The sequence below is a fragment of the Mitsuaria sp. GD03876 genome, assembly GCF_029840635.1.
Lineage (GTDB): Bacteria > Pseudomonadota > Gammaproteobacteria > Burkholderiales > Burkholderiaceae_C > Roseateles.
Map to the genome: position 1 here is coordinate 48,220 of NZ_JAOCCU010000032.1, position 22,799 is coordinate 71,018.

Below are 22,799 nucleotides of genomic sequence, written 5' to 3' on the forward strand. Positions count from 1 at the left end.
CAACGCCCGCGAAGAGGGAAAAGGACGCGCCCGGCGACCGGTCCATTCGACCGTGCCCGCCGAGCGCAGGCCCCTCAGTTGGGTCACTCTCCCGTCTTGCGCTGTGGACGGCCCACCCGGTTGACATCGATCAATCGGGTCCCGCCGGCGGTGAGAACCGCCGGACGGTTCGCTCCGCAGGCGCAATGGCGCGGCGTTCAGCCGCGGCTCATGACGCGGCACATACGCGGCTCATGGCGCGAGCGATGCCGATTGGGTCCAGGCCTGCCAGCCGGTGTAAAGCGCCGTCACCCACAGCAGCAGCCCGACGATGCGCAGCAGCAGGCGCTGCCGGCCCAGCGCGGCGGCGTCCGCGCCCTCGAGCCGGCGGCGTCCGCCCGCGGCCAGCCAGGCCAGCCCGCCGTAGACGCCGATCTGCGTCGACGCGGTCACCAGGCCGATCGCGCCGAGCTGCAGCGCCAGGCCACCGCGCTCCGGGTGCACGAACTGCGGCAGCACCGCCAGGCTGAACAGGTAGGCCTTCGGATTGAGCAGGTTGGTCAGCATCGCGCCGAGGAACGCGGACCGCGCCTGCGGCCCGCCCACGGGTCGCTCGCTGGCGACGGCGCTCGGCTCGACGCGCATCAGGCCCCAGCCGAGCCAGGCCAGGTAGACGGCACCCGCCGCCAACATCGCGGTGAAGGCGCCGGGCAAGGCCTTGAGCAGCAGCGCCAGGCCCATCGCGCCCATCGCCAGGTGGCACAGCGCGCCGGCGACCACGCCCGCCAGCGCGGCCAGCCCCGCGCGCAGCCCGCCGGTCAGGCTGTGGCCGACGACGAAGGCCATGTCCATGCCCGGGATCAGCACGATGCCGAGCACGAGGGCGAAGTAGAGGGTGAGTTCGGCGCTGTTCATGAGGGACTCCGCTGCAAGGATCAGGGATGAGAGGCCGCAGCGTAGGCGCGGGAATTGTCAGATTGCGGCAGTAGCGCTTCGCGTCGCGGGCCGGCTCGTTGACGTCCGGCGTCATGGATCGAGGTCGAACCACCTCGATGCGTGATCAGGTGTGCAAGTGCAGGCGATGGTCGCGTGTGGATGTCGAACCGAGACTGGTTGTTCTTCCACCGCCAGAGGTCCCCCATGTCCGCATCGACCGATCCGTCGACCGCCCTGCCCTCGTCCCCGCCCCGCCTTCGCGATCGCGGTCGCACCGCCCCTCGACGCTCGCCGATCGCCCTCTCGCTGCTGTGCGTCGCTGTCCTGGCGGCATGCGGCGGCGGCCAGTCGCCATCCACCGAGCCGGTCCTCCCCGATCCGGTCATCGAGGCGGGCGGCCTGGCCTCGAACGAGATCGCGAACGCGCTGCCCGAGATCGGCGAGCCGACCGTGGCAGCGCCTCCACCCGGCGAGTTCCCGGTCGACCCATCGACGGCAATCCCTCCCGTCACGGAGCCGTCGCCCGCCATGCTGTCTGTCGACTTGCCCGGCAACGAAGGGCAACCGGTCCAGGCGCCGGCCGCCAACCCCGCGCCAGCGCCCTCGCCGCAAGCCGACGGGCGCATCGCCCCTCTCGCGCTGCCGACCGTCGCCGCGCCGCCGGTCGCAGCACCCGTCGCAGCACCCGTCGCAGCGCCCGTCGCCGCGCTCGCCATCGCTGTCCCCGGCGCCGCGGCCGGCCCGTCCGCGACACCCGTGCCCCTTTCCAGGATCGTGCCCGCCACGGCCGCGCCCAAGGCGATCGCCCCGCCGGTCGCGCGTTTCGATGCGCTGGCCCCGCCGGCCGTGCCTCCCTTGACCATCGAGCGGCTCGAGCTCGCCCAGACGCATCTGCTGCCGGACGGCCAGCGGACCTGGATGTCGTCGTCATCGCCCGCCAAGGTCATCGGCTCGCTGCGCATGGTGGGCGACCGGGCGGCCCTGGCGCTGGTCCGGCTGTCCGTCGCCGATGCGCCCTCGCCGCTGCTCGAAGGCCTGCTGAATGGCCAGTCCCTCGGCACGGTGGCGCTGCGTCCGCCGGCTCAACTGCCGCCGACCGAGGCATCGGGTCCCGCCTACGCCACCGACCTCCACAGCGCGATGCTGCCGGCCTCCTGGCTGAAGCCGGGGCTCTCGCTCCGGGCCCAGGCCACCGGCCATCCGGCCGGCGACGCGCGACCGGTCGACGTCGGCGCGGACATGGCCTTCACGCTGCGCGTCCTGCCGTTCTATCTGTTCGGCGCCGATGACTCGAACACCGGGCTCCCGCTGTCGAAGGTCGCCGCGCCGCCGGCGGACGCTGTCGCGGAGCTGCTGGCGAAATGGCCGGTGGCCCGCCTGGAGGCGGTCAACCACCCCGCCGGCGCGGCACGCTGGCCCACGCTCGTGATCCCGCCGCGCGATCGGTCCGGCACCGCGCAGCCCGCCTACGTCGCGCGCTCGAGCAGCGACTACCGCGACAGCTTCGCGGGCCTGGGGGCGCTGTACGGCGTGCTGTCGGCGCTGCGGACCGCCAACGGCGAGGGCCCGCTGGCGGTCCAGTACTACGCGCCCCTGCTGGGCTTGAACGCCGCGGGCAAGTACGGCAGTTCGGGCGGCGGGCTCGGCGGGGCCAGCGTCGGCGTCGGCGACGCGCACTACACCGGCGTCTTCGTCCATGAACAGGGCCATGCCTTCGGCCTGCCGCACGCGGGCGATTCCTTCGATGCCGGCGTGTATCCCTACGCCTGGGGCAGCCTGGACGGATCGACGTGGGGCTTCGACATGAACCGGCAGGAACTGCTCGCCCCGTTCGTGCCGACGACGGCCGCCTCGTACGCGAAGTGCAAGACCCACACCTTCGGCGGCAAGGCGCGCAGGCTCGACGCCTCGGGCCGCTGCATCAAGCAGGATCCGATGCAGAGCGGCGCCGGCGACCAGGCGTCCAGCCATCGCTACGCCACCTTCTCCGACTTCAGCACGGCCGGCATGCAGCGCGACCTGGAAGGCGTCACGACCGTCGACGCCCAGGGCCGCCACGTGCCCGGTGGCCGCCTCGTGCCGGACGCGGCGTTCGCGACCGGCTACCGGCAGTGGGATTCGATCGACCGGCGCTGGGTGGCGGCGGCGACCGGCACGATCTCCGGCGGCATCTGGGGCCTGGACCGCGGGCTGCCGCAGCAGCGCGACGTGCCGGTCCACGCGATCGTCCTGACGATCAGCAACGCGGGCACCGAGGGCGCCACGCAGATCTACCCGCCGCTGAGCTTCGTCGGCAACCTGAGCCGGACGATGGATCCGACCTTGGCCGCGGACCGCGCGAGCATCGTCCCCAACGCGTCGGCGAACCCCTGGTACTGCCGCAACGGCGGCTGCGACTTCACGCTGCGCCTGAGCTACGAGGACGGCACGATCCGCCATCGGCTGCTGCAGGGCGGATTCCGGCCCTATGGCGACGCCCGGGGCGTGCCGTCGGCGGCCACGCAGGATCCGCTCAAGGGCGACAGCTGGCGCCTGTTCGCGCTGAACGTGCCCGGCGACAAGGCGCTGACGAAGGTCGAGCTGCTCGAGACGCCGATGGCCTGGGAAGGCCTCGCGGTCCAGCCGCGCGTGCTGGCCGAGCGCTCGCTCTGAGCGCCGCGGCGATCGCGGCGCGGCGGCCTCAGTCCAGCTGGCCGCCGCCGGCGCGGATCTCCCGCGCCGTGATCGCCAGTTCCACCGCCAGCCGCGTCGCCGCCACCAGCGTGGGCAGCGGCAGGCTGGGCGCGCCGGGATGGCGGGCGGCCTGCTCCGGCAGGTAGGGGATGTGCATGAAGCCACTGCGCGCACCGGCCTCCCTGAGCCGGTGCTGCAGGCCGTAGAACAGGTGATTGCAGACGAAGGTGCCGGCCGTCTGCGACACCGAGGCCGGGAACCCCGCCGCCCGCAGGCCCGCCACGATCGCCTTGATCGGCAAGGTCGAGAAGTAGGCGGCCGGACCGTCGGGCACGACCGGCTCGTCGACCGGCTGCGCGCCGGCGTTGTCGGGGATCCGGGCATCGTCGACGTTGATCGCCACGCGCTCCAGCGACAGGTCGCAGCGGCCGCCCGCCTGCCCGATCGCCAGCACCACGGCCGGTGTCACCCGCTGCAGCGCCTCGTCCAGCCGCGCCAGCGCCTCGCCGAACACGCACGGCAGCTGCACCGCCACCACCCGCATCCCGGCGACGACCTCGCCGTTGAGCGCGCGCGCCAGTTCCCACGACGGATTGACGCTTTCGCCCCCGAACGGCTCGAAGCCGGTTACCAGCACGTTGTTCATGGCGGCGAGTCTAGCGGCGCGGTCCGGACGCCGACGTTCCGTTGCCGCGGCGCGATGGACACCTGGCGTTACAGCGCTTACCCAAATGCGGCCAGAAACCCGCCTTGGGGCGGCGGCCCCGCCGGCGCGCACCGGAGAGACTTCGCCCCTTTCGACCTTCCTTCGCTCCCCATGCCCCGGATCCAGCCGCCCGATCGCCCCGCGCCCTCCTCCGACGCCGCTCGCCGCCCGCTCCGGGCGCGGACGCCGGTCGCGCTGGCGGCCGGCGCCGCCCTCGTCGTGAGCGCGTTGCTGGCCGCTTGCGGGGGCTCCGGCGGTTCGGGGGGCGGCGATGCCAACACGGGCGCCGATGGATCGACCATCGGCATCGGGCAGCCGTCCGGCGCGCTGAACATCCAGCGCCTCGAGCTCGCCCAGACGCATCTGCTGCCGGACGGCTCGCGGAGCTGGGCGCCGCCCAGTCCCGCCAAGGCCACCGAGACGCTGCACCTCGTCGGCGACCGCGAGGCGCTGGCGCTGGTCCGGTTGTCGGCCACGAACGCCGACCGGCCGATGGTCGAGGGCCTGCTCGGCGGCCAGTCGCTCGGCACCGTCGCGCTGACGCCGCCGGCGCAGTTGCCGCCGACCGAGGCCGGCGGCCCGGCCTATGCCGGCGACCTCCACAGCGCCGTCCTGCCGGCCGCGTGGCTGCGGCCCGGGCTCTCGCTCCGCGTCAAGGCGGCCAACTACACGGCCGGCGACGCGCGGCCGGTCGAGGTCGGCGCGGACATGCCGTTCACGCTGCGCGTGCTGCCGTTCTACCTGTTCGGCGCCGACGAATCGAACACCGGCCGGCCGCTGTCCGCCACCGCCGCGCCGCCGGCCGACGCGGTCGCCGAGTTGCTGGCGAAATGGCCCGTCGCCCGGCTCGACGCCGTCAATCACCCGGCCCGCGCCGCGTTCTGGCCGACGCTGGTGATCGGTCCGCGCGGCGACGCGTCGGGCCAGCCGCGGGCCGCCTACGTCGCGCGATCGACGACCGACTACAAGGACGGCTTCGCCGGCCTGGCCGGCGTGCTCGGCGTGCTGGGGGCGCTGCGCAACGCCAACGGCGAAGGGCCGCTCGCGGTCCAGTACTACGCGCCGCTGCTGGCGCTGGACGCCGCCGGCAAGTCCCGCGGTCCCGGCGGCGGCCTGGGCGGCGGCAGCGTCGGTGCCGGCGACGACGCGTACACCGGCATCTTCGTCCACGAGCAAGGCCACGCCTTCGGCCTGCCGCACGCGGGCGAGGCCTACGACGACGGCGCCTACCCTTACGCCTGGGGCAGCCTGAACGGTTCGGCCTGGGGCTGGGACGCGCGCCGCAAGGAGTTCCTCGCGCCGTTCGTGCCGACGACCGCCTCCAGCTACGCCCGCTGCAAGGCCGACACCTACGGCGGCAAGCCGCGCACCCTGGACGCGACGGGTCGCTGCGTGAAACAGGACCCGATGCAGAGCGGCGCCGGCGACCAGGCCTCGGGCTATCGCTACGCGACCTTCTCGGACTTCAGCACCGCGGTCATGCAGCGCGACCTGGAAGGCAAGACCACACTCGACGACAAGGGCAACCACGTCGCGGGCGGCCGGCTGGTGGAGGACGCGGCCTTCGCCAGCGGGTTCAAGCAATGGGACACGCTCGACAAGCGCTGGGTGCAGGCCTCGACGGCGACCGCCTCGGGCGGCATCTGGGGCCTGGATCGCGGCCTGGCGACGCGGCGCGGCGTGCCGGTCCACGCGATCGTGCTGACGCTGAGCAACGCCGACCCCGCCAACCCGGCCACGAGCGCCGGCATCACGCAGATCTATCCGGTGCTGAGCTTCACCGGCAACCTGCCGCGCGGCATCGATCCGTCGTCGGCCGAGGACCGCGCGAGCATCGTGCCCGACACCTCGACGAACTACTGGTATTGCCGCGCCGGCGGTTGCGACTTCACCCTGCGGCTCACCTACGCGGACGGCACCGTGCGCCACCGGCTGCTGCAGGGCGGTTTCCGTCCGTTCAACCAGGCCCGCGGCACCCCCGGCCCGGACACGCGCGACCCGCTGCGTGGCGACAGCTTCCGGCTGTTCGCGGTCCAGGTGCCGGGGGATCGCCCGCTGACCCGGGTCGAGCTGCTGGACACGCCGATGGCCTGGGAAGGCCTGCCGGCCCAGCCGCGCGTGCTGGCCGCCCGGACGCTCTGAGCCGTCTTCGCGGCGGGCCTGTCCGGCGGCCGGGGTTGCCGGTGGCCAGGTCTTGCCCGTCCGCCTGGCAGGCACGCGCCCTGCTTATCCCGGTAGTGGGCACCCTACAAACGGGTTACTCTCCCGCCCTGATCTGCCTAGATAAAGCATTCCCGCGGAGACCGCCAGATGACCGACCCGTCCATGCCGCTGCAATGGCCCCATGCTCAGCCGACTTCCGGAACGGCTGACACGGCGGTACCGCAGTTCGAATGGCCGACGCCGCCCTTTGCCGCCTATCCCCGCCCCCGGCCGCAACGCGAACCGCAGGCCTGCGAGATCCTCGGCCTGAACGGCAGCCGCACCGTCGGCAAGGTGATCCTGATGGTCCCGTCCGAGCGCCTGGCGCAGGTCGTGGTCCCGCCGGCGCGCAACGCGATGCCGCTGAAGTTCTCGCAGTTCAAGGCGCTCAAGCTGCTGCACGCGGTCGAGGTGCCGCCCCGCGACCCGGGCACCGCCGACGACCCGCTGTCGCTGGACCAGCGCCCGCGCAGCGAATTCAAGCTCGTCTACCAGGGCGGCGAGGAACAGAAGGGCACGACCATCGGCCACCAGGAGACCGACCTGGGCCTGTTCCTGTTCCCGCCGGTCAGCGACACCAGCGACTGGGTGCGCTGCATGTTCGTGCCGCGCGAGGTGCTGCTCAGCTTCGAGGTCGGCGAGCGCATCGGCGACCTGCTGGTGCGCCAGGAGGTGGTGACGCAGGCGCAGGTGGACATCGCCGTCGACGAGCAGCGCGAACTGCGCGACCGCCGCGTCGGCGACATCCTGGTGGCGCAGCACATCGTCAGCGCCGAGCAGCTGATGATCGCCATCGAGCAGCAGGCCAAGATGCCGATGGTGCGCATCGGCGAGGCGCTGCTGGCGCTGGAGCTCGTCACGCAGGCCCAGCTGGACGAGGCGCTGGCGCAGCAGAAGCAGGACCGCTCGGTGCCGCTGGGCGAGCTGCTGGTGCGCAAGGGCATCGTCACGCGCGCGCAGCTGCAGTCGGCGCTGGCTCGCAAGATGGGCTATCCGCTGGTGGACGCGGACAACTTCGCGATCGAGCCCGACGCGGTGCGCAAGCTGCCGTTCTCGGTGGCCAAGCGGCTGGAGGTGCTGCCGCTGGTGCTGCGCGACGGCCGGCTGATCGTCGCGATGGAGGACCCGACCCGGCGCGACTGCATCGACGAGGTCGAGTTCATCACCCAGCTCAAGGTCGTGCCGGCGCTGGCGCGGCTGGGCTCGCTGGCCTTCGCGATCCCGACCTCCTACGAACGCTTCGGCGGGCAGCCGGTCTCGGCCACCGGCGGCGGGCTGCCGGCGCTGACGATGGACTTCGAACTCGACAGCTCCGACAAGCTGATCGAGACGCTGGAGCGCGAGGGCCAGGAGCAGGTCGCCCGCGAGGCGGCGCGCGACGAGGAGAAGGACCGCCAGATCGAGCAGAGCGACAACTCGCTGGTGCGGCTGATCAACACGATGATCATCGACGCGCACAACCAGAACGTGTCGGACATCCACATCGAGACCTACCCCGGCAAGGAGAAGGTCAAGATCCGCTTCCGCAAGGACGGCGTGCTGCAGCCCCACCTGGAGCTGCCCCACACCTACCGCAGCGCGATGATCGCGCGCATCAAGATCATGTGCGACCTCGACATCTCCGAGCGCCGCAAGCCGCAGGACGGCAAGATCAACTTCGCCAAGTTCTCCGAGCGCCACAAGATCGAGCTGCGGGTCGCGACGATCCCCACCAACAACGGCCTCGAGGACGTGGTGATGCGGATCCTGGCCTCGGCCAAGCCGATCCCGATGGAGAAGCTGGGCTTTTCCGAACGCAACCTGCGCGAGCTGAAGGCGGCCTCCGAGCGGCCCTACGGCATGGTGCTGTGCGTGGGCCCGACGGGCTCGGGCAAGACGACGACGCTGCACTCGGTGCTGGCCAACATCAACACGCCGGAGCGCAAGATCTGGACCGCCGAGGATCCGGTCGAAATCACCCAGGCGGGGCTGCGGCAGGTGCAGGTCAACCCCAAGATCGACTGGACCTTCGCCAAGGCGCTGCGCGCGTTCCTGCGCGCGGACCCGGACGTCATCATGGTCGGCGAAATCCGCGACGAGGAAACCGCGGAGATCGCCGTCGAGGCCTCGCTGACCGGCCACCTGGTGCTGTCGACGCTGCACACCAACAGCGCGCCGGAAACCGTCACCCGGCTGCTGGACATGGGGATGGACCCGTTCAACTTCGCCGACTCGCTGCTGGCGGTGCTGGCGCAACGGCTGGTGCGGCGGATCTGCCCGGCCTGCCGGACCTCGGAGCCGATGCCGGATGCGACGCTCAACGAGCTGCTCGACGACTACCTGCACGTGTTCTCGGCCGAGAACCGGCCGGCAAGGGATGCGGTGCTGGCGGAGTGGAAAGGCGCGTATGGGCAGCCGAACCTGCTCCGTTACCACTCGCCTGGGTGCGACAAGTGCGACCACACGGGGTTCAAAGGCCGCGCTGGCTTGCACGAACTGCTGACCGTGTCGCGGCCGATCCGGCGGTTGATCCAGACCGGCGGACGCGCTGAAGAACTCATGCACCTGGCCATGTCCGAAGGCATGCGCACGCTGCGTCAGGACGGCATCGCCAAGGTCCTGCAGGGCGTCACGACACTGGGTGAGGTCAGGTCGACGAGTAACCAGTAAGCGCCAGGATCGGCGCGGCCATCCGCGCCGCCGCGCCGCGATGCGCGGCCGCGAAGGCCGTCGCCGCGGCCGCCATCGCATCGCGCTCTTGCGGCTTCGTCAGAAGCCGCAGCGCTTCATCCAGCGCTTGCGGCAGCGTCTCCACGCGGCGCGCCGCGCCCGCCTCCAGCGACAGCTCAGCCGCCTCCGCGAAATTGAAGGTGTGCGGGCCCATGAACAGCGGCACGCCGCAGGCCGCCGTCTCGATCAGGTTCTGGCCGCCCAGCTTCTCGAAGCTGCCGCCCAGCAGCGCCACGTCAGCGAGGCCGTAGTACAGCGACATCTCGCGCATCGAGTCACCCAGCCACACATCCGCCACGCCCGCGCTCAACGGCGGCGTCGTGATCTCGCTGGTGCCGAAGGCGCTCCGGCGCACGAGCGTGAGGCCGGCGTCGGTCACCATCGCGGCGATCTCGTCGAAACGCTGCGGATGGCGCGGCACGATGAGCAGCAGCGGATTCCCCGCTTGCGCCCTCGCCTGCGCCGCGGCCTTCCAGGCGGTCAGCATCGCGGCCTCCTCGCCCTCGCGGGACACCGCCAGCATCACCACGGGCCGGTTCAGCCCCGCGCGCCAGGCGCGGCCACGCGCCAGTTGCGCCTCGTCGGGCTGCAAGTCGAATTTCAGGTTGCCGCAGACGCGCACGTCGGGCACGCCCGCTTGCCGCAGGCGCTCGGCATCCGCTTGCGACTGCGCGAGCGCCAGCCGCAGCGTGCGCGCCGCCGGCGCGAGCAGCGCCTTGAACTTCTCGCCCCGGCGCAGGCTGCGCGCGGACAGCCGCGCGTTGGCCAGCACCATCGGCACGCCGGCCTTGCGGGCCTGGTGCTGCACGTTGGGCCAGATCTCGGTTTCCATCAGCACGCCGACCGCCGGCCGGGTGCGCTTGAGAAACCGCTTCACCGCGCCCGGCGTGTCGAAGGGCAGCCAACGCTGCGTGTCGCCCTCGCGCAGCAGCGCGCGGCCGGCCTCCCGGCCGGTCGCCGTCGTGTGCGTGAGCAGCAGCCGCATGCCCGGGCGGTCCTGGCGCAGGCGCTCGATCAGCGCCACCGCCGCCCGCGTCTCGCCCAGCGAGACCGCATGCACCCAGACCGATCCCGGCGCGATCGCGTCGCCGAATCCGAAACGCTCGCCGGGATGCGCCGCGTAGAGCGGCTCCTGGCGTCCGCGGAGGAACACGCGCAGGAGATACGCCGGCGCGGCGAGCCTCAGCACGGTGCTGAAGACGCCGCGCGCCAGGCGCTCCTTGAACGAGTCGGCGATCAACGCGCGGCGATCAATGGCCGGACGTGAAGGTGATGTCCGGCTTCACGCGCTTGAGCTGGGCCAGCACTTCCTTCTGGATGCGCTCCAGCGCCTCCTGCGTGTGGCCCTCGAAGCGCAGCACCAGCACCGGCGTCGTGTTGGACGCGCGCACCAGGCCGAAGCCGTCGTCGTATTCGACGCGCAGGCCGTCGATCGTGATGAGCTCCTTGGCGTTCGGGAACTCGGCGATCTCCTTGAGCTTGGCCACGACCTCGTGGTGCTCGCCTTCCTTGCAGGGAACGTTGAGCTCCGGCGTGTTGACGCTGTTGGGCAGGTCGTTCAGGACCTTGGACGGGTCGTCGCTGCGCGACAGGATCTCCAGCATGCGCGCCGCCGTGTACATGGCGTCGTCGAAGCCGTACCAGCGCTCGGCGAAGAAGATGTGGCCCGACAGCTCGCCGGCCAGCGGCGCGCCCGTCTCCTTGAGCTTGGCCTTGGCCAGCGAATGGCCCGTCATCCACATCAGCGGCTTGCCGCCGTGCTCCTCGATCCACGGCGCCAGGCGCTGCGTGCACTTGACGTCGAAGATGATCTCCGAGCCCGGCAGCCGCTTCAGGATGTCGGCCGCGATCAGCATGATCTGGCGGTCCGGCATGATCATCGTGCCTTCCTTGGTCACGATGCCCAGGCGGTCGCCGTCGCCGTCGAAGGCCAGGCCCAGCTCGGCATCGGTGGCGTGCACGATGCGCTTGAGGTCCTCGAGGTTCTCGGGACGCGACGGATCGGGATGGTGGTTGGGGAAGTCGCCGTCGACCTTGGAGAAGATGTCCACGACCTCGCAGCCCAGCGCGCGCAGGATCGCCGGCGCGGTCGCGCCCGGGATGCCGTTGCCGCTGTCGACCACGACCTTCATCGGGCGCGACAGCTTGGCGTCCTTGACGATGCGGTGGGTGTACTCGGCCACGATGTCCATCTGCGCGACACGGCCGTTGCCGGTGGCGTAGTCCTCGGCCTCGATGCGGCGCTTCAGGCCCTGGATCTGCTCGCCGTAGACGGCCGCGCCCTTGAGGACCATCTTGAAGCCGTTGTAGTCCTTCGGGTTGTGGCTGCCGGTGACCTGGATGCCGGAATTGCAGCCATGCTTGCCACGCGTCGCGGCGACGTAATACAGCATCGGCGTGGTGACGGCGCCGATGTCGACGACGTCCAGGCCGGTCGACTTCAGCCCGCGGATCAGCGCATCCACCAGCGACGGGCCCGACAGCCGGCCGTCGCGGCCGACGGCGACCGCCTTTTCGCCGGCCTTGACCGCCTCGGTGCCGAAGGCCTTGCCGAGGTGCTCGGCCAGCGCCTCGTCCAGCGTCGTGCCGACGACGCCGCGGATGTCATAAGCCTTGAAGATGGATGCGTGAACTTGCATGTGCGTCCTTGCGGAAATGGGTGGGGATCCAAAAACTGGGGCGGATTGTAGGCAGCGAAGGCGAGGCGCCCATGTAACCCGGTGCACCGAGGGCAAATGACGGTCCGGGGCCGGCGGACAGGGCCTCAGGGACATGTCCGAAAACGGCCAGATCCGGCCGGGACGCGCTCCTATCATCCAGCCCATGGACTTCCTGCTCGACCCCGACCACTGCTACCCCGCCCTGCTGGCGCGGGACGCGCGCTTCGACGGGCAATGGTTCGTCGGCGTGACCTCGACCGGCGTCTATTGCCGCCCGATCTGCCGGGTCCGCACCCCGCGCCGCGAGAACTGCCGCTTCTTCCCCAGCGCGACGCTGGCGGAGGCCGCGCGCTTCCGCCCTTGCCTGAAGTGCCGCCCCGAACTGGCGCCCGCCGCACGCCCCTGGAGCACGATGGACGCCGCCGAGGTGCTGGCGCGCGAGGCCGCGCGCTGGCTCGACGAATGCGCGCCGGAAGACGCTTCGCTGCCGGCGCTGGCCGCGCACCTGGGCGTCAGCGAGCGCCACGTGCGCCGCGTCTTCACCGCCGTGCACGGCGTCGCGCCGCTGCAGTACCTGCAGACGCGCCGCCTGCTGCTGGCCAAGCAGCTGCTGACCGACACCCGCCTGTCGATCGCCGAGGTGGCGCTGGCCGCCGGCTTCTCGAGCCTGCGCCGCTTCAACGCCGCCTTCCTGGAACACTACCGCCTGAGCCCCACCGCGCTGCGCAAGGGCGGCAGCGACACCGACACCGCCTCGGGCCGCCCCGGCCTGGCGCCCTCTCCCGCACTGCGGGAGAGGGCGGGGGGTGAGGGTGAGGGCTCCACCGCCGCGCTCCAGACCGCCGAACTCCGCCTGGACCTCCGCCCGCCCTTCCAGGGCACCGCGCTGCTGGCCTTCCTGGCGGCCCGCGCGGTCCCCGGCGTCGAGCAGGTCGACGTCGAGCGCCTGACGCTCTCCCGCAGCGTGCGCCTCGTCCGTCCCGGCCAGCCGGACCTGCTGGGCTGGCTGAACCTGCGCCTGAGCCCCGACGGCGCCGAACGCCCGCAGGTCCGCCTCTCGCTGAGCCCCTCCCTCTGGCCGGCGATCGCGCCGCTGATGCCGCGGCTGCGCCGCTGGCTGGACCTGGACGCCGACCCGCAGGCGATCGCCGCCGCGCTGGGCGAGGACCTCGGCCCCGCCGCCGCCGGGCTGCGCCTGCCGGGCTCGCTGGACCGCTTCGAGTTGGCGATCCGCGCGGTGCTGGGCCAGCAGGTGACCGTCGCCGCCGCGCGCACCCTCGCCACCCGCCTGATCGCCAAGTTCGGCGAGCCGCTGCCGGACAGCGCCGGCGCGCCGCCGGGCGTGACGCATGTGTTCCCGACGCCGGCCACGCTGGCCGCCGCGACGGTCGACGACATCGCGCCGATCGGCATGCCAGGCCGCCGCGCCGAGGCGCTGATCCACCTCGCCCGCCAGTGGCCGACGCTGGCCTTCGCGCAAGGCCGCGGCACCGTCGAGGAAGCGATCGCCGAGCTGGCCGCCCTGCCCGGCCTGGGCCCCTGGACCGCCCACTACATGCTGATGCGCGGCTGGAGCTGGCCGGACGCCTACCTGCCGGGCGACGTCGTGCTGAAGCAGTGCCTGGAACAACGCGCCGGCACCCCGCTGCGCCCCCGCGAACTGATCGCCGCCGCGGAGCATTTCGCGCCTTACCGCAGCTACGCCGTGTTGCAACTGTGGCGCGAAGCCGCGCTCAAACCCCGCAAAGGAACCACGCCATGAAGCCGACCGCCGTCACGCACACCGCCTGGACCGAGACCGACACCCCGCTGGGCCGCCTGCTGGTCGCCCGCAACGACCGCGGCCTGTCGGGCCTGTGGTTCGAAGGCCAGAAGTACCACCCGGGCACGCTCGCCGCGCCGCGCGACGACGCCGATCCGCTGCTGCGCGCCGTCGTGGCGACGCTCGCGGCGTACTTCACCGGCTCGCGCGACGACGCCTCGGCCGGCCCCGCCCCGCTGCCGCCGATGTCCCCGTCCGGCACCGCGTTCCAACAAGCGGTCTGGCAGGCGCTGCTGGCCATCCCGTCCGGCGAGACCGTGACCTACGGCGAACTCGCCGCCCGCCTGGGCCGCCCGGACGCGGTGCGCGCCGTCGCCGCGGCGGTGGGCCGCAACCCGGTGTCGGTGCTGATCCCGTGCCACCGCGTGCTGGGCGCCGACGGCAGCCTGACCGGCTACGCCGGCGGACTGCACCGCAAGGAAGCCCTACTGACAATCGAGGGCAGCCTCCCGGCTACGCTTCGCCCCTCGCCTTCCCCACAGCCTTCCAACAAGCCGGCCCCGCGCCGCGACAACATGCCAAGGGTGCCCGCGTGAAACGAAGCGATCTGATCGAACTCCTCATCCTGGCCGCCATCTGGGGCGCGTCCTTCCTGTTCATGCGGCTGGCCGCGCCCGAGTTCGGCGCGGTGGCGACGGCCGCGGTGCGCGTGGCCGGCGCCTCGCTGTTCCTGATCCCGCTGCTGGCCTTCCGCGAGGGCGTCGGCGACCTCCGCACCCATTGGAAGGGCCTGCTGCTGGTCGGGTTCCTGAACAGCGCCTTCCCGTTCGCGCTGTTCAGCTTCGCCGCGCTGTCGATCAACGCCGGCCTGTCGAGCATCCTCAACGCCACGACGCCGATGTGGGGCGCGCTGGTCGCCTGGGCCTGGTTCGGGCAACGGCTGGACGGCTCGCGGCTGCTGGGCCTGGCGCTGGGGTTCGCCGGCGTGGTGCTGCTGGCCTGGGACAAGGCCTCGTTCAAGCCCGGCGGCAGCGGCTTCGCGATCGTCGCGTGCCTGATCGCCGCGCTCAGCTACGGCATCGCCGCCAGCGCGACCAAGCGCTACCTGACCGGCGCCAGCCCGCTGGCCGTGGCCACCGGCAGCCAGTTCGCCGCCGCGCTGCTGCTGGCCGCGCCGGCCTGGACGCTGCGTCCCGCGGCGATGCCCAGCGGCCACGCCTGGGGCGCGGTCGCGCTGCTGGCGCTGCTGTGCACCGGCATCGCCTACATCCTGTTCTTCCGGCTGATGAAGCGGGTCGGGCCGACCAACACGATCTCGGTGACCTTCCTGATCCCGGTCTTCGGCCTGCTGTGGGGCTGGGTGTTCCTGGGCGAGACCCTGAACGCCAGCATGGCCCTGGGCTGCCTGGTGGTGCTGGTGGGCACCGCGCTGGCGGTGGGCGTGCTCAGGCTGCCTTCGTCGACGTCTCGAGCGACGTCCTGAGGATCCGCTCCGACAGGCCCGGCGCCGCGCCCGCGCAGGCCCGGGCCAGGATCATCCCGCCCACCATCGTCGACAGCACCCCGATCGCGCGCGCCTCGTCGTCCGCGGTCGGGTCCTCGACCACCGTGCCGTCGGGCCGGTGCATGGCCAGTTCGCGCAGGTAGGCGGCGATGCCGCCGCTCATCGCCTCGCGCAGCAGCCCGCCCTCGCGGGCCGCGTCCACGCCCAGGGCCGCCATCGGGCAGCCCGCGCCCGGCGCGTCGCGGTGCGCCGCGCTGAAGTAGCGCTTCAGGAACGGCTGCAGGTCGCCGCCGTGTTTCTCCAGCTGCGCGCCGAGCCGCGCCAGCGAGCCCTCGAAGGCGACGTCGCAGGCCTCGGCCGCGAGTTCCTCCTTCGACGCGAAGCGCCCGTAGAACCCGCCATGCGTGAAGCCGGCCTCGCGCGAGATCTCCGCCAGCCCGACCCCCGCCACGCCGCGTTCGCGGTACAGCCGGGACGCCGCGTCCACCAGCGCCTTGCGGTTGGCGGCCGATTGCTCTTTGGTGACTTTCATGATGGGCACCATTGTAGGAACGCCGTCCGCGACTTCGGGTGGAGGCGCGATGCCACGATTTTGAGTAGGGGCATCATCAAATCTTCAGCGCGACGCGGGAATCTCGATACGATGCTGGCCATCATCAAAACTGGTCGCCCGACCGGTTCCGGAAGGATCCCCGCATGCTCGCCGCCGCCATGTCCCGACGCCTGACCCCGCGGGGTCTCCACTTCAGCTGGGTGATCGCCGGGCTGACCTTCCTGACGATGCTGTTCATGTCGGCCGCGCTGGGCCTGCCGGGCGCGATGCTGCAACCGCTGGCGCAGGAGTTCGGGTGGTCGACGAGCCAGATCTCGTCGGCGCTGGCGCTGCGCTTCGCGCTGTTCGGGCTGATGGGGCCGTTCGCGGCGGTGCTGATGGAGCGCTTCGGCGTGCGGGCGGTGGTCAGCGTCGCGCTGGGGCTGGTCGGCGGCGGGATGCTGCTGGCCGGGCTGGTCACGCAGCTGTGGCACCTGGTCGTGCTGTGGGGCGTGGTGCTGGGGCTGGGCAGCGGCATGACCGCGCTGGTGCTGGGCGCGATCGTGTCCAACCGCTGGTTCGCGGTCCGCAAGGGCCTGATCATGGGCATCCTCACCGCGAGCGCGGCGACCGGCCAGCTGATCTGCCTGCCGATCGCCGCGTGGATGATCGAGCGCTGGGGCTGGCGCGCCCCGCTGCTGCCGCTGGCGGTGCTGTGCCTGGTGGTGATGAGCCTGGTGCTGCTGTTCATGCGCGACCGGCCATCGGACCTGGGTCTCGCGCCGTACGGCGCCGATCCCGCCACGGCCGCCGCGCCGGCCGCCCCCGCGGCGAAGGTGACCTGGCGCACGCCGTTCGCCGCGCTGCGCGAGGCCTCGACGCAGCCGACCTTCTGGCTGCTGTTCGGCACCTTCTTCATCTGCGGGCTGTCGACCAACGGGCTGGTGCAGACCCACTTCATCTCGCTGTGCGGCGACTACGGCCTGGCGGCGGTGCCGGCGGCGTCGGTGCTGGCGATGATGGGGATCTTCGACTTCATCGGCACGATCGCGTCGGGCTGGCTCAGCGACCGCTACGACGCCCGCAAGCTGCTGTGCTGGTACTACGCGCTGCGCGGCCTGTCGTTGATGTGGCTGCCGAACGCGGAGTTCACGCTCTACGGGCTGTCGCTGTTCGCGGTGTTCTACGGGCTGGACTGGATCGCCACCGTGCCGCCGACGGTGCGGCTGACCGCCGAGCGCTTCGGCGCGGCCAAGGTCGGCATGGTGTTCGGGTGGATCTTCGCGGGGCACCAGATCGGCGCCGCGGTGGCCGCGTACGGCGCGGGGCTGAGCCGCAGCCTGCTGCTGAGCTACGCCCCGGCGCTCTACGTCGCCGGCGCGGCCTGCCTGCTGGCGGCGGCGATGGCGATGGTGATCCGCCGCAAGACCGCGGCGGCTTGAGAGACCCTCACCCCCCGCCCTCTCCCGCAGCGCGGGAGAGGGGGCCATGAGGGACCGAGAGGGTTGGGGTGAGGGTCGTGGCAGTCCTCAGTCCGGCGACGCCAGCAGCGCCTGCAGTCCGTCCTCGTCGAGGACGGTCACGCCCAGCTCGCGAGCCTTGTCGAGCTTGGAGCCTGCCTCCTCGCCCGCGATCACGTAGCTGGTCTTCTTCGACACCGAGCCGCTGACCTTCCCGCCCGCGGCCTCGATCAGCTCCTTGGCCTCGTCGCGCGACAAGGTCGGCAGCGTGCCGGTCAGCACCAGCGTCTTGCCCGCCAGCGGCTGCGGCCCGGCGGGCGCCGCGGCGGCGCCCTCGCTTTCGGGGAAGGTCACGCCCGCGGCGACCAGTTGCTCGACCACCTCGCGGTTGTGCGCCTCGCCGAAGAACGCGGCGATGCTCCTGGCCACGATCGGCCCCACGTCCTTGACCGCCAGCAGTTGCTCCTCGGTCGCCGCCATCAGCGCGTCCATGTTGCCGAAGTGCTTGGCCAGGTCCTTGGCCGTCGTCTCGCCGACCTGCCGGATGCCCAGCGCGAACAGGAACCTCGCCAGCGTCGTGCGCTTGCTCTTGTCGAGCGCCTCGACCAGGTTCAGCGCGCTGCGGTCGCCCATGCGCTCCAGCGCGGTGAGCTTGGCCACGCCCAGCTTGTAGAGCCCCGGCAGGCTGGTCACGATGCCGCCGTCCACCAGCTGGTCGACGAGCTTGTCGCCCAGGCCCTCGATGTCCATCGCGCGGCGGCCGGCGAAGTGCAGCAGCGCCTGCTTGCGCTGCGCCGGGCAGAAGATGCCGCCGGTGCAGCGATGGTCGATGCCGCCCTTCTCGCGCGCCACGTCGCTGCCGCACACCGGGCAGTGCCTGGGCATGCGGAAGTTGGGGACGTAGGCCGCGCGCGCGGCGTCGACCTTGCCGACCACTTCCGGGATCACGTCGCCGGCGCGCCGGATGATGACCTGGTCCCCGACGCGGATGCCCTTGCGGCGCATCTCGAAGAGGTTGTGCAGCGTCGCGTTGCTGACCGTCGTGCCGCCGACGAACACCGGCTCGAGCTTGGCCACCGGCGTCAGCTTGCCGGTGCGGCCGACCTGGATCTCGATGCGGTCGAGCCGGGTGACCTGCTCCTGCGCCGGGTACTTGTGCGCGACCGCCCAGCGCGGCTCGCGCGAGACGAAGCCCAGCCGGCGCTGCAGCTCGCGGCTGTTGACCTTGTAGACCACGCCGTCGATGTCGAAGGGCAGCGCGTCGCGCTTCTCGCCGATCTCGCGATGGAACTTCACCAGCCCCTGGGCGCCGCGCACGACGGCGCGGTCCTCGTTGACCGGCAGCCCGTAGGACTTCAGCGCGTCCAGCATCGCCCCGTGCGTGGCCGGGATCTCCCAGCCCTGCGTCTCGCCCAGGCCGTAGGCGAAGAAGCTCAGCGGCCGCTGCCGCACCAGCTCGGGATCGAGCTGCCGGATAGCGCCCGCGGCCGTGTTGCGCGGATTCACGAAGGTCTTCTCGTTGGCGGCGCGCTGGCGCTCGTTGAGCGCCTCGAAGTCGTCGCGGCGCATGTAGACCTCGCCGCGGACTTCCAGCACCGCGGCGGTCGCCCCGTCGCCCCGCAGCCGCAGCGGGATCTGCCCGATCGTGCGCACGTTCTGCGTCACGTCCTCGCCGGTCTCGCCGTTGCCGCGCGTGGCGGCCTGCACCAGCACGCCGCGCTCGTAGCGCAGGTTGATCGCCAGCCCGTCGAACTTCAGTTCGGCCGCGTACTCGACCGGCGCGGCGTTCTCCCCCAGGTCCAGTTCGCGGCGCACCCGCGCGTCGAAGTTCTCCGCGCCGCTGGCCTCGGTGTCGGTCTCCGTGCGGATCGACAGCATCGGCACCACGTGCCGCACCGGCTCGAAGCCCTCCAGCACCTGGCCGCCGACGCGCTGCGTCGGCGAGTCCGGCGTCAGCAGCGCCGGGTACGCGGCCTCGATCGCCTGCAGCTCGCGGAAGAGCTTGTCGTACTCGGCGTCGGGCAGCGCCGGCGCGTCCAGCACGTAGTAGAGATGGGCATGGTGATGGAGCTGCTCATGCAGCTCGGCGGCACGCGCCGCGGCCAGGTCGTGGGACGCCGGGACGGCGATCTCGGACGGGGAAGCGGACACCGCGGCGGACGGGGAGGAAGTCATGCGCGCATTGTGGCGCAGCGCCACTGAGCGGCCGCCGGTCACACCCGGCACCCTGTGTCCTTTCGATATGCCTGCTAGGAGGTCTGTTCCATGAAGTTCAACGCATCCGCTCCCCTGTCGCGCGCGAAGGCCCGCCGCCGCGGCGAACGGCCGCAACGCGGCTTCACGCTGCTGGAGCTGGTGATCGTGTTGGGCGTGATCATCTTCGCCGTGGTCGTCCTGCTGCTGGGCGTGCGGGGCCTGAAGGAGCAGATGAACACCTCGACCACGCTGCGCCAGGTGGCGCAGATCAAGCTGAACATCGCCGGGCTGGGCTCCGGCGACCCGACCAGCCTGGCCAAGCTGAAGACCGCCACCGCGATCAAGCTCGGCGCCTTTCCCAAGGAAAGCATTTCCGGCGACATGGTGAGCAACCCGTTCGGTGGACAGATCTTCACCATCGGCCTGGAGAAGGCCATGCCGCCGCTGCTGGCCGGCAAGGCCTTCGCGATCTCGTACACCAAGATCCCGAAGACGCAATGCGCCGCCCTCGCGGGCAACTTCGCGACGATGGCCGAGGCCGTGTGGGTCGACACCACCACCACCGAACCCACCGGCGTGCCGGAGGGTTCCAAGATGCTCAAGGCGCCCGGCTCCCAGGGCGTGATCGACCTCGCCGCCATCGCCGCGCAATGCTCGCCGTCCGGGCCCGACGTCACGATCCACGCGTTGATGGTGCCTTGAGCGCCCGGCCCGCCCGTGCTGTTGTTCTCCCTCATCGCCTCGGCGGCGGTGCATGCCTCGGTGACCGGCGCCCCGGCCCCGCCGACCGGCGCCTTGCCGACCGGCGCCTTGCCGGCCGCGTCGCAGCCGCCGGCGGCAGGCCCCGCGTCGTCCGCACGGTCCGCGGCGCCCGCATCGGCCGCATCGTCCGTCATGTCCGACTGGTCCGACTGGTCCGTCCTGCGGGCGGCGCCGCCCTCCGACTGGACCTTCACCCGCGCCGACGGCACGGTCCACCTCGCCCTGAGCCGCTGGGCCCGCGAGGCGGGCTGGCAACTCGTGTGGGAGGTCGACCGCGACTTCCCGATCGACGCGGAGGTCACCTTGCGCGGCAACTTCGTCGAGGCCCTCGAACAGGCGATGGCCGCGCTGCGCGACACCGACTGCCCGCTGCAGGCCCGGCTGCAGCCGCAGACGCGCGTCCTGCGCATCGACCGCTACCGGCCCGATGGGGCCCGCCGCTGATGCGCCCGCCCGACACCACGCGCCCGCGGCGGCTCCCGCGGGCGACGCTCGCCTCGCTGGCCGCCGCGGTCCTCGTCGGCTGCGCCGGGCCCGCGGCGCGCGAGGCCGCGCGTCGCCACCAGGACCTGGTCGACCGCGCCGCCGAGCTGCAGGCGCGCCTGCGCGACGCGTCCGCCTCGCCCTCGCTGGTCCTGGCCGACCCGGTGCCGCGTTTCGCCACCCGGTCCGTCCCGCTGCGGCAGGAGGAACGCCTGCCCGCGCACCTCGGCGACATCCGGCTGCACGCGCCCGGGCGCCTGTCGCTGGCCGCCGCGGCCGAGCTGATCTCGCGCGCGATCGACCTGCCCGTCGTCATGTCGCCCGACGCGCTGCATGACGCCGCCGACTACGCGCCCGGCCTCCTGCCCCGCCCGGCCTTCGACGCCGCCGCGGCCCGTCCGGAGGAGTCGGACGCGATGCGCCAGGCCGCGCTGGCCGGCGCGCGGCGCCTGGACGTGTCGGCGGCGGAGCATCGCAACACCGTCGAGATCGACCACGCCGGGCCGCTGCGCGGCCTGCTCGACCGCATCGCGGCGCAGGCCGGGCTGCAGTGGATCCATGCCGGCGGGCGCATCGTCTTCTCCCGCGTCGTCACGCGGGCCATCCCGGTCAAGGCGCTGCCCGGCGGATTGAGGACCAGCGCCGCCTTCGACGTGCTCGGCGGCACCGATGGCGGCGCCGGGTCGGCCAAGGTCGACGTCGCCGCGCAGAGCGACTACTGGGCCGGCCTGCCCGAGGTGCTCAGGCCGATGCTGTCGCCGATGGCCGCGCTGCAGGTCGACCCCCGCGCCGGGCTGGTCACCGTCACCGACGCGCGGGCCAACGTGGAACGCGTGCAGGCCCACCTCGAGGCGCTGAACGCCAACCTGCTGCGGCAGGTGGTGCTGGAGGTCGAGGTGCTGCAGGTCAGCTTCTTCGACGAATACAACCATGGCATCGACTGGAACGCGGTGCTCGGCCGGCTCGACCAGGGCAACCGGCTGAGGCTGACCGGGCCGTCGGCGCTCGGGCCGATGAGCGGCGGGCCGCCGGCGGCGCTGAGCTTCCTGCTCGGCGCGTCGAGCTCGCGCGGCAGCGCCAGCGAGTGGATCGCCAAGGCGCTGCAGGAGTACGGCCGCGTCTCGACCGCCTATTCCAGCGTCGTCACGACGACCAACCGGATGCCGGTGCCGCTGGGCGCGCTGCAGACCCGGGCCTACGTGCAGCGCACCACCGCGGCGACGCAGAACGCCGCCACCGGCGTCACCATCCCGGGCGCGATCGAACCCGGCAAGCTGTCCACCGGGCTGGGCCTGACGGTGCTGCCGGTGATCCTCGATTCCAACCTGGTGCTGCTGCAGACCGCGCTGCAGGTCAGCGAGCTGCAGCAGCTGCGCGCCTTCACCAGCGGCCAGGGCGACGCGGCGCAGTCGGTGCAGTTGCCGGAGACGACGAGCTTCAGCGCGATGCAGCGCATCCGCGTGCCGGCGGGACGCACGCTGGTGCTGGCCGGCTTCGAGCGCGAACACGCGCAGCTCGACGATGCCGACGTCGTGCGCGGAGTGCTGCCGCTGGCGCGGCGCGGCACGCGCGGCAAGCAGGGCACCGTCGTGCTGATCACGCCGCGGCTGGTCGAGCCATGAAGGCCGCGGCCTCGACGCGGCCCGCCGAGACGCCGCCGGCGACCGTCGTCGAGATCGGCGGCGTGCCCCTGGCGTTCGGGCTGGAATGGCAGCCGGTGGCCCGGGCCGGCGATCCCCGCGCGGAGTTGCGCCAAGCGCGGGAGGCGGGATTCCGCCTCGTCGCGCGGCTGCCCGACGGCAGCCTGCTCGGTCTGGCCCGCCGCGTCGACGGCGCGCGCCGGGCCCATTCGGCGGTGGCTTTGCTGATCGCCCGCTTCGCGGAACAGGGCGCCGAGGTCTGCCTGATCGCCGTGGACGAGCGGGTCGCCCTGGTCGGGCTGATGGACCGCCGCCCGGTCCCGGGCTTCGACCGGCTGCTGCCGGACCTCGCGGCCGCGCAGGCGCTGCTGGCGGAGTTCCGCGACATGCATCCCGACCGGCCGGTCCGGGTCGCCAGCCACCTGCCGGGCCGGGAACGCCTGGGCGACGCGCTGCCGCTGGCGATGCTCTTCGACCAGCCGGATCCCGAGACCCGGCTGCGGCCCTTGCCGGGCGAGCAGCGCCGCGCCGCCTGGTGCGCCGCGGCGGTCGCCGCGACGCTGCTGGCCGCGGGCGCGACGGTGGTCTGGCGGCT

Annotated in this window: 17 protein-coding genes; 11 read left to right on the forward strand and 6 right to left on the reverse strand. The window is 72.4% G+C overall.

Annotation, left to right across the window (positions count from 1 at the left end; genetic code table 11):
• Positions 1–231: 231 nt before the first annotated feature.
• Positions 232–894, reverse strand: coding sequence for a LysE family translocator (locus N5D62_RS19435; protein ID WP_279759531.1), 663 nt, complete (start codon positions 892–894; stop codon positions 232–234).
• Positions 895–1,443: 549 nt separating this feature from the next.
• On the opposite strand from N5D62_RS19435, the gene N5D62_RS19440 reads away from it, so the two are divergent.
• The gene (locus N5D62_RS19440; protein ID WP_279759532.1) at positions 1,444–3,567 is read left to right on the forward strand and encodes a M66 family metalloprotease; all 2,124 of its coding nucleotides are present in this window, start codon (positions 1,444–1,446) and stop codon (positions 3,565–3,567) included.
• 28 nt (positions 3,568–3,595) lie between these two features.
• Here the strand turns inward: N5D62_RS19440 and pcp are convergent, their stop codons facing one another.
• Positions 3,596–4,234: a pyroglutamyl-peptidase I gene (gene pcp, locus N5D62_RS19445; protein ID WP_279759533.1), complete on the reverse strand. Its 639-nt coding sequence runs from the start codon at positions 4,232–4,234 to the stop codon at positions 3,596–3,598.
• Between the two features lie 171 nt (positions 4,235–4,405).
• On the opposite strand from pcp, the gene N5D62_RS19450 reads away from it, so the two are divergent.
• Positions 4,406–6,436 carry a M66 family metalloprotease gene (locus N5D62_RS19450; RefSeq protein ID WP_279759534.1) on the forward strand — a complete coding sequence of 677 codons (2,031 nt, stop codon included), beginning with the start codon at positions 4,406–4,408 and terminating at the stop codon, positions 6,434–6,436.
• A 168-nt stretch (positions 6,437–6,604) separates the two neighbouring features.
• Positions 6,605–9,145 (forward strand): ATPase, T2SS/T4P/T4SS family, encoded by a 2,541-nt coding sequence (locus N5D62_RS19455; protein ID WP_279759535.1) that lies wholly within the window; start codon positions 6,605–6,607, stop codon positions 9,143–9,145.
• On the opposite strand, the gene N5D62_RS19460 is transcribed toward N5D62_RS19455, so the two are convergent.
• Positions 9,123–10,445: a 3-deoxy-D-manno-octulosonic acid transferase gene (locus N5D62_RS19460; protein WP_279759536.1), complete on the reverse strand. Its 1,323-nt coding sequence runs from the start codon at positions 10,443–10,445 to the stop codon at positions 9,123–9,125. The two genes, N5D62_RS19455 and N5D62_RS19460, sit on opposite strands and share 23 nt — an antisense overlap.
• A gap of 10 nt (positions 10,446–10,455) precedes the next feature.
• Positions 10,456–11,844: a phosphomannomutase/phosphoglucomutase gene (locus N5D62_RS19465; RefSeq protein ID WP_279759537.1), complete on the reverse strand. Its 1,389-nt coding sequence runs from the start codon at positions 11,842–11,844 to the stop codon at positions 10,456–10,458.
• 184 nt (positions 11,845–12,028) lie between these two features.
• Here N5D62_RS19465 and N5D62_RS19470 point away from each other — a divergent pair, with 184 nt between their 5' ends.
• The 3 genes from N5D62_RS19470 to N5D62_RS19480 are packed head-to-tail and all read left to right on the forward strand — an operon-like array spanning position 12,029 to position 15,110.
• Positions 12,029–13,627, forward strand: coding sequence for an Ada metal-binding domain-containing protein (locus N5D62_RS19470; RefSeq protein ID WP_279759539.1), 1,599 nt, complete (start codon positions 12,029–12,031; stop codon positions 13,625–13,627).
• The gene (locus N5D62_RS19475) at positions 13,624–14,223 is read left to right on the forward strand and encodes a methylated-DNA--[protein]-cysteine S-methyltransferase (protein ID WP_279759540.1); all 600 of its coding nucleotides are present in this window, start codon (positions 13,624–13,626) and stop codon (positions 14,221–14,223) included. The genes N5D62_RS19470 and N5D62_RS19475 overlap by 4 nt, the downstream gene beginning before the upstream one ends.
• The gene (locus N5D62_RS19480; RefSeq protein WP_279759541.1) at positions 14,220–15,110 is read left to right on the forward strand and encodes a DMT family transporter; all 891 of its coding nucleotides are present in this window, start codon (positions 14,220–14,222) and stop codon (positions 15,108–15,110) included. Before N5D62_RS19475 ends, N5D62_RS19480 begins: the two co-directional genes overlap by 4 nt.
• On the opposite strand, the gene N5D62_RS19485 is transcribed toward N5D62_RS19480, so the two are convergent.
• Entirely contained in the window at positions 15,073–15,663 is a 591-nt protein-coding gene (locus tag N5D62_RS19485) for a TetR family transcriptional regulator (RefSeq protein ID WP_279759542.1), read from the reverse strand. The two genes, N5D62_RS19480 and N5D62_RS19485, sit on opposite strands and share 38 nt — an antisense overlap.
• A 164-nt stretch (positions 15,664–15,827) precedes the next feature.
• On the opposite strand from N5D62_RS19485, the gene N5D62_RS19490 reads away from it, so the two are divergent.
• Positions 15,828–17,105 carry an MFS transporter gene (locus N5D62_RS19490; protein WP_279759543.1) on the forward strand — a complete coding sequence of 426 codons (1,278 nt, stop codon included), beginning with the start codon at positions 15,828–15,830 and terminating at the stop codon, positions 17,103–17,105.
• 87 nt (positions 17,106–17,192) lie between these two features.
• Here the strand turns inward: N5D62_RS19490 and ligA are convergent, their stop codons facing one another.
• Entirely contained in the window at positions 17,193–19,298 is a 2,106-nt protein-coding gene (gene ligA / locus N5D62_RS19495) for an NAD-dependent DNA ligase LigA (RefSeq protein WP_279759544.1), read from the reverse strand.
• Positions 19,299–19,388: 90 nt separating this feature from the next.
• On the opposite strand from ligA, the gene N5D62_RS19500 reads away from it, so the two are divergent.
• The 4 genes from N5D62_RS19500 to pilO2 all read left to right on the forward strand — a co-directional run.
• On the forward strand, positions 19,389–20,021 hold the full coding sequence (locus tag N5D62_RS19500) for a type II secretion system protein (RefSeq protein WP_279759545.1): 633 nt from the start codon (positions 19,389–19,391) through the stop codon (positions 20,019–20,021).
• 192 nt (positions 20,022–20,213) lie between these two features.
• Positions 20,214–20,525, forward strand: a complete 312-nt coding sequence (locus N5D62_RS19505; protein ID WP_279759546.1) for a toxin co-regulated pilus biosynthesis Q family protein — start codon at positions 20,214–20,216, stop codon at positions 20,523–20,525.
• On the forward strand, positions 20,525–22,186 hold the full coding sequence (locus tag N5D62_RS19510) for a hypothetical protein (RefSeq protein ID WP_279759547.1): 1,662 nt from the start codon (positions 20,525–20,527) through the stop codon (positions 22,184–22,186). Before N5D62_RS19505 ends, N5D62_RS19510 begins: the two co-directional genes overlap by 1 nt.
• The coding region (pilO2, locus tag N5D62_RS19515; protein WP_279759548.1) for a type 4b pilus protein PilO2 at positions 22,183–22,799 on the forward strand (617 nt) is incomplete at its 3' end. The genes N5D62_RS19510 and pilO2, both read left to right, overlap by 4 nt.